This is a genomic window from Leptolyngbya cf. ectocarpi LEGE 11479, assembly GCF_015207065.1.
In the GTDB taxonomy this organism is placed as follows: domain Bacteria; phylum Cyanobacteriota; class Cyanobacteriia; order Phormidesmidales; family Phormidesmidaceae; genus Leptothoe; species Leptothoe ectocarpi.
Genome location: NZ_JADEXP010000241.1, coordinates 1 through 10061 on the forward strand (window position 1 = coordinate 1; position 10061 = coordinate 10061).

General features: G+C 46.7%; 7 protein-coding genes. 6 read left to right on the top strand and 1 reads right to left on the bottom strand.

Going from position 1 to position 10061, the window contains the following annotated elements:
• Positions 1–598, top strand: a 598-nt coding sequence (locus IQ260_RS21095) for a pentapeptide repeat-containing protein (protein WP_193995065.1), incomplete at its 5' end; no start/stop codon positions are given.
• Positions 599–700: 102 nt separating this feature from the next.
• Here the strand turns inward: IQ260_RS21095 and IQ260_RS21100 are convergent.
• Positions 701–1453 carry a hypothetical protein gene (locus IQ260_RS21100; RefSeq protein WP_193995066.1) on the bottom strand — a complete coding sequence of 251 codons (753 nt, stop codon included), beginning with the start codon at positions 1451–1453 and terminating at the stop codon, positions 701–703.
• Between the two features lie 819 nt (positions 1454–2272).
• Between IQ260_RS21100 and IQ260_RS21105 the strand changes: the two genes are divergently transcribed.
• From IQ260_RS21105 to IQ260_RS21125, 5 genes are all read left to right on the top strand, one after another.
• A complete protein-coding gene (locus IQ260_RS21105) occupies positions 2273–4600 on the top strand; it encodes a cellulose biosynthesis cyclic di-GMP-binding regulatory protein BcsB (protein ID WP_322745012.1) in 2328 nt (775 codons plus the stop codon).
• Between the two features lie 2 nt (positions 4601–4602).
• Complete coding sequence (gene bcsA / locus IQ260_RS21110) at positions 4603–7269, top strand: UDP-forming cellulose synthase catalytic subunit (RefSeq protein ID WP_193995068.1); 2667 nt, start codon at positions 4603–4605, stop codon at positions 7267–7269.
• Between the two features lie 654 nt (positions 7270–7923).
• Positions 7924–9033: a response regulator gene (locus IQ260_RS21115; RefSeq protein WP_193995069.1), complete on the top strand. Its 1110-nt coding sequence runs from the start codon at positions 7924–7926 to the stop codon at positions 9031–9033.
• 112 nt (positions 9034–9145) lie between these two features.
• Entirely contained in the window at positions 9146–9520 is a 375-nt protein-coding gene (locus tag IQ260_RS21120) for a response regulator transcription factor (RefSeq protein WP_193995070.1), read from the top strand.
• Between the two features lie 102 nt (positions 9521–9622).
• On the top strand, positions 9623–10057 hold the full coding sequence (locus tag IQ260_RS21125) for a chemotaxis protein CheW (RefSeq protein WP_193995071.1): 435 nt from the start codon (positions 9623–9625) through the stop codon (positions 10055–10057).
• The last annotated feature ends 4 nt before the right edge of the window (positions 10058–10061 follow it).

Genomic DNA, 10061 nt, shown 5'->3' on the forward strand with positions numbered 1-10061 from the left:
CCTCAGTCAGCGTGATCTCGGCGGGATTGACCTGAGCCACAGTGATTTAGCTGGAGCGGAGCTAGTCAAGACTAATTTATTGGGGGGCTGGCTAGTAGGAGCCCAGTTAACTGAAGCCAACTTAAGCCATGCCAATCTCAACTCCAGCAATCTTACCAATGCCAGCTTGCAACGCGCCAAGTTTAAGGGCACTGATTTAACTCGAGCTAATTTAACAAAAGCCACCCTATTTGGTGTAGATCTCAGTCAAACAGACCTCAAGGAAAGTTGTCTATTTGGAGCCGTCTGTGATCCAGCGACTCAATGGCCCGAAGACTTTGACTGGGAATGGGCTGGGGTTTATTGTCTGGGTCCAAATCAATCGCTTTGGGCTGCTGACTTGAGTAACCTGGTGCTAATTGGCATTGATCTGAGCGGGGCAAATCTCGTCGGTGTTAATTTAACCGGCGCAGACTTATGGGGAGCTAATCTCCAAGGATGCGATTTACGTGATGCCTGTCTGTCTGGGGCAAATCTGTGGGGGGCAAACCTGACGGATGCAGACCTCACGGGAGCTGAACTTGATACGGCTAACCTAGAAGCCGCTATGCTTTCCTGAGCAGATTTACGTCTTCACTGAATCATCAATTCTGCTTGAGACCCTATTATTGGACGTACAGGCGTTCCATGGAACGCCTCTGTGGCGCTGCTACCTGAAGAACTAATACAGAAATTCTGAGGGTTCTGCTGGCCGATTTGTTTGACGTTCTTCAGGAAAATCAACCTGGTAGGGCATCGGGGGTTCTTCAATCAGGATATGCCGTGTGCCCCAGCCATCGTTATACAATTCAGGACGCTCACTGACCAAATTAGCAACAGGCATATTCAAAACCTTTTTCATTTCCAGATAGCGACGCCCATCCAATGTGGTTTGCAACAGATCTGGAGAGACTTTAAGCCCCTGCTGCGCAAGAATTCGTTCTAGCGTGGTGAGCTGGTCTAGCGGTGTGTAGGTGGCCATAATAACAACCTCATCAAGGGGTTCTACATCCATAGATAGCTTTGTTTGATCCAGCTGCCATGTTTCTTTGCGACTCCCATCAGCGGCCACCTGTCTGAGGGTAAGTTCCCCCTGCCAGCGCCCATTCTGGACCCTAACCACCTGATAGTCTAAAACTGAGTAAGTTGGCTTTGGCTCCACTGTCTCATCAGTCGGTGATAGCTGACGCATAGCCAAAACATTAAGTTCAGTCTGGTTAGGAAAATTTGCTGTTCCTTGAATCTCATAGGTATGACGGTCCCTGCCTGACTCCACAGTAAAATCCATGTCAGCCACTGGTAAACGATTAATCAAAATCGGATTATTAGGAGTTTCAATTGACAAACCGCAGCTACCCAACAGGCTACTAAAACCAGCAAGCAGCAAAAGATTTATCGTACGGAGACGAGAATACGTCATCGAGTTTGCAGACATAGTCAGAAAAATAATATTTTGTGTAATTAGCGTATGTAGTCGGGACTGTTTTACCTTATAAATCAGCAACGGAAAATTAGCGCCATAGAAAACGAGTACAACAAATTTGATTGTCCAACAGGAAAAAACTACCCCTATTTACTTTCGTATAAGAGATAGAAATTTTCCCTCTCGCTACGGGTAAGGTTATTATTACGCCTATAGATCGTTTACACCTATTAGATCGTTGCCAAGTCTAAGGTGTTTCCCACACCTTAAGTACGTAATTTTCACTAAAACCATACAGAGATTTTGATGCTTTTAATGCTTCCTTCACAGTCAAATTCGCATGCTATAGGTCAGTATAGTTATTCCATAGCCCCTATGGGTGTTGTAAATACAAATAGCACACACTTCACAGGGAAATCCGTATCTAAATCATAACTTGATCAAACTTTGCCGGATTGTGCTGATTAGGCTTGATATTTGAAGTTGGAAGCTCATTGAGAGCTTTTAAAGTGCGTTATTCCTTATATGTCAAAAATATGTCAAAAACACTTGTTGCCTTTATCAATGGCTTAGGGTGAATACTAATTCTATGTGCAAATCAATAAGCTACGGACAAAACACTTGCAAAGTATTTCCTAGCTGGTTAACACTTACCTGAAGGACCTCCTAGGGTTCATCAGGGTTTTTATATGTTTGAAACGGCCAATAAACGCCAATAGTTTGATTATTTTGACCTAGGTTATGTATCTGGGGGGAGTGCTTACATCAGTGTTTTTAAGGGTAATCAGAAAACGTATATTTATTTCGCTATTTTTATCTGTTCTACTATCTGTGACAACATTAGCTCCGAGTATGGCGCAGGTGACGTCATCGCCAGGGGCATCAGATAACGCTGCCGAAGCGGGTACTGCTGGCGATCGCCGCAACCGTGATGAAGACGGAGCAACAGCGGGGCGAGATCTGGGTCAAGATGCACAAGCAGCTGAACTGGAACAGGAAGAGGGTAGTCAATATATTCTAGAATTTAACCGTAGTCCGGTTGTAGGAACGCGACTGCGGTTAGAAGGTATCTATAATGAGTCTCGTCTGAGATTTACACGCCCCCGCAATTGGTCTGTAAAGTCTGTCAAAATTCTGTTGCGCTATCGCCATTCTGGCGCTCTCTATGCAACCCGCTCTAATCTCAATGTCATTGTCAATGACAATAACGTGGGTAGTGTGCCCCTAAACCTAAAGCAGGGTGATACCGGAACCATTATCTTTGACATTCCGACACGTATCCTCAAGGACTATAACGAGCTGATTATTGCCGGTCTGCAGAACAACTCACCTACCTGTACCCAAGACCCGTTTGATCCCTCCCTTTGGACAGAGATATTACCGGATTCAAAACTGGTATTTAACTATGACTCTGAGCCCTTTCAGCTAGATTTCAACAGCTATCCCTACCCGCTGATTGATGTTCTTAGTCTAGAAACCAATCATATCGACTATATTGTTCCTACCACCCAGGACCAAGCTTGGCTCACTGCTATTGCTAAGCTACAGGCATCGTTGGGGCGGATTGCTGATTATCGGCCTTTAGACACAGACCTAGTAGCAAAACTAGATGATGTAGCGGATGGCAACCGAGTCGTGGTGGTAGGTACCCCCTCTCAGCAACCCATGTTGGAAGGTTTGGAGCTGCCCCTAACTCTCAAAAACAAGCGTTGGTTAGATGATAAACAGACGTTGATCTCATCTGACACCGGTATTTTGATGTGGACTGTCCTTGAAGACAAACAGTCTCCTGTGCTGGTGGCGACGGGTAATGGCCCAACGGCTGTAGCTAAGGCTGTGCAATTCTTGACCCAATCTCAAGATCGTAAAATCGGTGCTGGCCAAGTTGTTTTAGTCAATGACGTAGAAGAGATTGCCACACCGGATATTCGCGATTGGCCCCGTTATTTACCCCTATCCGACAATTTTGAGCTTAGCGATCTCAACGGGTTTAACAATGAGCCCATTGAAGATGTGGTCATCCGAGGAGCCCATGCTCCCCCGTTCGAACTTGATTTTAAGGCGCTACCTGACGACCGGTTTTTACCCGGTAATGTGATGAATCTGCGTTATACCTATGGCCCTCAAGTCAACCCACTAACGTCTCTAGTTGAGGTGCAATTAGACGGCATTACGGTGGCAGGTCGTCGGTTGGATTCAATTGATGGCAAGCGTCGGGCCACACTAAAGGTTGAGTTGCCAGAACAACACATTACTCCCCAGTCGCGACTGAAGGTATACCTGAGATTCGATCCACGGGAGCGTCGTTCCTGTAGCCGAGTGACTGATCACCAGCTATGGGGCACTATCCACAGTGACAGTAACTTTAATCTGAATCGTCAACAGGTTGCCAAACTTCCCGATCTTAATTTGCTGAAGGCGGGGTACCCGTTCTCGTCCCCCCAGGATCTGTCTCGCACCGCCATTGTGATGCCAGACAAACCTAGCATGACTGAGCTATCGATCATGTTGGAGTTCAGTGAGCGTCTGGGGCGTTTGAGCCGTTCGGAGGCGGTTCAGCTGGCGGTTTATCCCGTAAGTCAGCTAACGCAAGAGGTACAAGAATCACAGCACCTGGTGGCAATTGGACTGCGATCGCAATTTCCCCTAGTTGAAGCTTTAGAAGCAGCCGAGTTTAACCTGAAAGAGGGGGCTCGCCAGTGGGGAGCCAGTGAGGTCCAAACCCTGCCCGATGCTGAGGGCGTTTTACAACAGCAGATTTCCCCTTGGAATGATTCACGAGTGCTACTGACCATGACGGCCCAGAGCGAGCCTGGTCTCAAACAGCTGCGGGACTTACTGGAATTAGATTCCCTATTTTTCCAGCTGCAAGGGGATACGGCCTTGATCAGTGCCAATGCTGAAACACCGTCCCCCTATGACGACAACGCCTACAACATAGAGTTTTTACAACGCTCAGCCCAGCGGGACGTGCAAGAGGAAAGCACATTCCAGAAAGCGATTACGGTGATTCAAGGAAATTGGTTTTTGCTAATTCCCGGCATTATTGTGTTGTCGTTGCTGCTCTATGGTGTAATTCAAGCCTACTTGAAGCGCAATGAGACGCTGACAGCAGCATCGGGTGTTATGAACGATCCATCTGCGCCGGGAGAGCTGTAATTATGGTTGGACGATTGATTCCCGCGCGTCGGTTAAAAAACTTCCAGCGCACAGTTGAAGACTATCTCTCTACGAGAGTTCGACCTCTCTTAATCGAGCTGCTGATCATCAATATTCCTGACTGGTTTGATCAGGGATTAAAGTGGCTAACTGAACGACAGTTATTGGTTTTGGCATTGTGTTTAACCACGTTTGCCTGGCCCATCATGACTGCCCGACCCACGATTTTGCAGCAGGGACTGGTTGCCCTATCTTTGTTGCTGGTGGGGCAGGTGTTGCTGCGGTTGGAGGATCGCCAGACGAGTCGACGCGTCAGTGAATATTTACATTTACTGATGGCGGCTCTAAGCACGATTACCACGCTGCGCTATCTGTATTATCGATCTAACTACACCCTAAACTTAGATTCTTGGCTGGATGGCTTCTTTTCGCTGTTGTTATTTGTGGCCGAGCTGTACGCCATTGCCACATTACTCCTCTCGTATTTTCAGACGCTGAGGATTCGCGATCGCAAATCCATTCCCCTAACTCAATGGCCGCAGGAAAAATGGCCAACGGTAGATATCTATATCCCCACCTACAATGAGGACGTTGCCATTGTCCGCAAAACGGTCCTTGGGGCGCTAAATACCGATTATCCAGACAGCAAAAAAACGATTTACGTCCTGGATGACGGTCGTGCCGAAAAATATCGAGAGCGTCGCCTGGCACTCCAAAAAATGTGTGACGATCTAGGCTGCCTCATGCTGACTCGTGATGACAACGAGCATGCTAAAGCCGGTAACATTAACACCGCTCTCAATAAGACCGATGGTCAGCTGGTGTTGATTTTAGACTGTGACCACATTCCAGTCAGGGGATTCTTACAAGAAACAGTTGGTTTCTTCTTTGATAAAAAAGTAGCCCTAGTGCAGACCCCTCACTGGTTTTACAATCCCGATCCGTTTGAGCGCAACCTCCTGACCCAGGGACAGATCCCCGTCGGTAATGAGCTGTTCTACAAGGTGCTCCAAAAAGGAAATGACTTTTGGAACGCTGCCTTTTTCTGCGGATCTGCCGCTGTGATTCGTCGTAAATATCTGCTAGATATCGGGGGAATTGCCACTGAAACTGTGACCGAAGACTGTCATACGTCTCTGCGGCTCCATTCCCTGGGCTATCGTACGGTCTACTACGACAAAATTATGGTAGCCGGTCTAGCACCTGAGAAATTTTCATCCTATGTCGGACAGCAGGTGCGTTGGGCTAGGGGGATGGCCCAAATTCTACGGATCGAAAACCCCCTGTTTAATCGGCGTCTAAACCTGCGTCTGTCTCAACGACTTTGCTATTTCAGCGCCACGTCTCACTTCTTTTTTGGTTTCCCACGGCTAATGTATGCGATCGCACCAAACTTATTTTTGCTGTTTGGCATCAATTCGGTAAAAGGTTTGGGTATCGAGACCCTATTTTACGCATTGCCCCATATCGTGCTGTCGATGCACGCTAATCATATTTCCTATAAACATGTACGATTTTCCTTCTGGAATGAAATCTATGAATTTGCCATGTCATTCCAGGCAGGTATCGTCACGTTGCTAGCCCTACTCAACCCCAATTTAGGATCGTTTAACGTGACCGATAAGGGGGTATCGGTAGAATCACGTAGCTTTGATGTTGATAGTGTGCGCTATCTCGTTGTTTTGGGGGCCGTTACAGCTGCATCACTGCTAACGGTGCCTATATGGCTGATCCTCAGTCCTTTAGACACTCAGGCCGTCTTAATCAATACCCTATGGTGTATCTTCAACCTGGCACTGGTGCTGGCAGCTTGTCTGGTGGCATTTGAGCAACCCCAACTGCGACAGTCTCACCGGTTGCCCCGTGAACTCATAGTCAAGCTTTACAGTGATGATGGTCAAGAGTGGGAAGGCACCACACTCGATGTCAGCGAGACAGGTGCCCAGGTGCTACTAGACGTATGGCCCAATATTTCGGAGCAAGTAAATCTAGAGCTATACGGAGACTATGGGGCCATTGCCTTACTTGATGCAGAAATTATCAGGGCCAGTGCCACGGATTCTCTGCAAACTAAGTTAGCCGTCAACTTTGTGAATATGAATCAGTCCCAGCAAGATGACTTGGCGACTGTCATTTTCTCAGATGTGCGCAAATGGTATTCTCAAGACCGCGAAAACTCTGACAATCCCCTAGGCTCACTTAGGTTTATTTTGATGAGCTTAAAACGAGCATTTCAAGAGTTGAACCCTGCCAATAGCGTCAAAATGCGCAAGCAGGTTGAGGTGATGAGTGACCTCCGTTGGAAAGGCTGGGGTAGCTATGTCCAAGCGGCCATGATTACTGAACTTGGGTCTAGAGACATACGGTTGGAACTGCTAGGTGATGCCAGCACGGCAGCCGTAGCTCTTCAAGATAATCATCCTCTACTGCATCTACAGATTTATCCCCAAGTCGATAGTGTCCAATCCTATGACCTGATGGCTCAAGTCGAGCGTCTTGAGCTGATTCCTAAACTTTCGAGTAGCTATGCTGGTGCTAAAGCAAATCCGACGTTAGGGAGTCCGAATCAACTATCAGACTACCGTGTGGCCCTGGAACTATCGTTTCCTATTTCCCTTGATCAGCAACAGCATAATCAGATTAAAACATTGCTTAAGCAGGTTACCTAGGGATGTTGACAGGATGACAATCAGATTTGTGGGATGGAGGCTGCATTGAGTGTCCCAGGTGTTTGAAACGGAAATGGCCATTAGTTTGCAGCTATTTTTAACGGGTGTCCCTTGATACCCGTATGGCGGGAATTATTATCCTAGCCTTGCTTTCTTTATCAAGACTTTGTTTGAGAATACGTAAATTGATTGGTATTCTCAAGGAGAATGTAAAAAATTAGGCGTTGCTGATCCCCGAGATGATTTCATCTGAAGAGTGCTGATAAATTGCATCATTACCCGATCGGTCCATCCCCTAAATCAGCAACGGCAAAAATTACGGTAGCTTTTGGCTTTTCCAAAATTAGTTAGGGTGCTGCTTCACACTTAAATGATTGTAATACTTGCGACATTGAAATCTAGAAGTTTCCCGTATATATAGTCCGGACTGAGGACTAAAGGATGGAATTGCTTCATAGTACCGCTGGTACATAAATTTATTTACATTTACGCATATACCTATTTCCATACCGAAGAAACCATTTGTATGGTTATTGAGTCGAGAGTTTATATATCTATTTCATGGCCGATATGCACTAGGGGGATGCCCTAATTGCTCTGGTCTATTAGCTCTAAAGGCTTTTGGCTTTTTGCTGTATCGTTAAACATTCAGTTATGAACAGTCGTTCGATTGTGGGTTATGGTGCAACCCAGAAGTTACATCCTCTAAGCTTTTTGGCTCAGCTGATTAGTCGTCAGGTGAGCGGTCACTTCAAGTTGTACTCGGGGACTAACTCATGGTCACTTTTTCTTAACCAAGGCAAGCTCAATTTTGCTACGGATACAGATGCGCCATTTGACCGTCTAGACCGTCATCTCCAGGATTTGAGTAATGAGATTTCCACCTTGGTAGGAGCCGTCAGGGTCCAGCTACGCTTGATGTTTGAGCAGTCTCCAAAGCAAGCACCGCTGACACCCGATTACCAGGCCATTAGCTGGCTAGTGGAGCAATCTCATCTGACAGCCGATCAGGCTAGTGATTTGATTCGGGCCATGGCGATTGAAGTGATTGAGTCGTTTCTAGGCGTGCAAGAAGGTAGCTATGATTTGCTGGGGCTAGATGATATCGGTGAGTACCCGGTTCTTTGTCAGCTAGATTTACGGCCTATTGTTGAGATTTGTCAGCGCAATCGTCGACAAAGTTTGCTGGCATCACCATCGGCCACCCAGGATAGTCTGTCAAATGGGTCGCCGACTAGCCCCATAGCATCTGCTACGTCGACTGCGGTTGGCAATCAGCTGGTTGAGTCTGAGTCCAAACCGCAGCTGGGAGTGCCCCCCAGTGTGACGTCTCAATCTATGAATGTACAGGGACTGTCATCGACGAATCCTGACATTCGCACAGCGACGTATACCATTGCTTGCATTGATGATAGTCCAACGGTATTGAATGCAATTCAAGAATTTCTGAATGATAAAAGTCTAAACGTTGTGCCGATTAGTGATCCGGTCAAGGCGTTAATGCAGGTGATGCGGTGTCGACCAGATTTGATTTTGCTGGATGTCACCATGCCCAATTTAGATGGCTATGAGCTATGCTCTCTCCTGCGTCGGCATCCCAGCTTTAAAAATACCCCCATTGTGATGGTAACCGGTAACACGGGATTTATTGATCGGGCAAAGGCTAAGTTAGTCAGGTCCTCAGGTTATCTAACTAAGCCGTTTAGTCAGTCAGAACTACTGAAAATGGTATTTATGCATTTACCCGCTGTGGAGCCTGAGTAGGCGTAGGGACTGTGGGGACGTTGAGACCTTGAGATCTCAGATTTGTAATAGCTGCTGTTATGATCAGGGGCTAGATGGGAAAACCAAACATTTAGGGGATGATAAATAGAGCATGGCAGTGATCCAAATGGCTACAGTACTGATTGTGGAAGATACTCCCTCTGAAAGGGAACTGATCAGCCATTATTTACAAGAAGAAGGCTACAGCGTAATCCATGCTGTAACAGCTCAAGAAGGCCTGGATAAGGCAATTGCTAGTCAGCCGAGTGTAATTGTTACAGATGTGGTGATGCCAGGGATGAGTGGGTTTGAGCTATGTCGTAGCTTAAAGCGGGTGCCTGAAACTGCTGAAGTGCCAGTAGTTATCTGTTCATCTAAGAATCAGGCGATTGATCGGCTATGGGGTATGCGGCAGGGCGCTGATGCCTACATAACCAAACCGTTTAACCGTGAAGAATTACTCAAAGTAATTAAATCTGTATTGTAAATTGCTGATGCGCGATCGCATGTTGTTCATGAGGTCATTGAGGTCATTATTTTGTCTGCTCTATCCTTAAAAAAAGACAGCCCTGTACTCACGAAATCATTTTTGAAATTTCAGTTAGCCCCCAATGTGGTGGCTATGTTGCCTGCTAGTGCTGTGCAGGAAGCCGTGGTCCTGAACACTCGACGAGTGATGGCCATGCCCAATATGCCTGCAGCTTTATTGGGGCTAGTCAACCGTCGCGGACGCGTTTTTTGGGTAGCTAATTTAGTTCGTTTGTTAGGCCTTCCCATCCCTGATCGACACGCCCAGCAATATAGTCTAATTATTGTTCAAGGTCGCTCTACACCCCTAGCGCTTCAGGTTGAATCTATCGATGGCATAGTAAGCTTTGCTCCGGAAGCCATTCATCCACCACCAAACAACGTGAGCAGCATAATTTTGCCTTATCTTACAGGCTGTGTCACCCACAATGACGAGACAGTTTTTATACTAGACGTCGAATCTCTTCTACGCTCCTCTGTTCTTCAGGGTAATTGAGCCC

Bases quoted from the DNA above. Each gene is read 5' to 3' on its own strand.
- IQ260_RS21115 (WP_193995069.1), top strand. From the start codon at position 7,924: ATGAACAGTCGTTCGATTGTGGGTTATGGTGCAACCCAGAAGTTACAT.
- IQ260_RS21120 (WP_193995070.1), top strand. From the start codon at position 9,146: ATGGCAGTGATCCAAATGGCTACAGTACTGATTGTGGAAGATACTCCC.
- IQ260_RS21100 (WP_193995066.1), bottom strand. From the start codon at position 1,453: ATGTCTGCAAACTCGATGACGTATTCTCGTCTCCGTACGATAAATCTT.
- bcsA (WP_193995068.1), top strand. From the start codon at position 4,603: ATGGTTGGACGATTGATTCCCGCGCGTCGGTTAAAAAACTTCCAGCGC.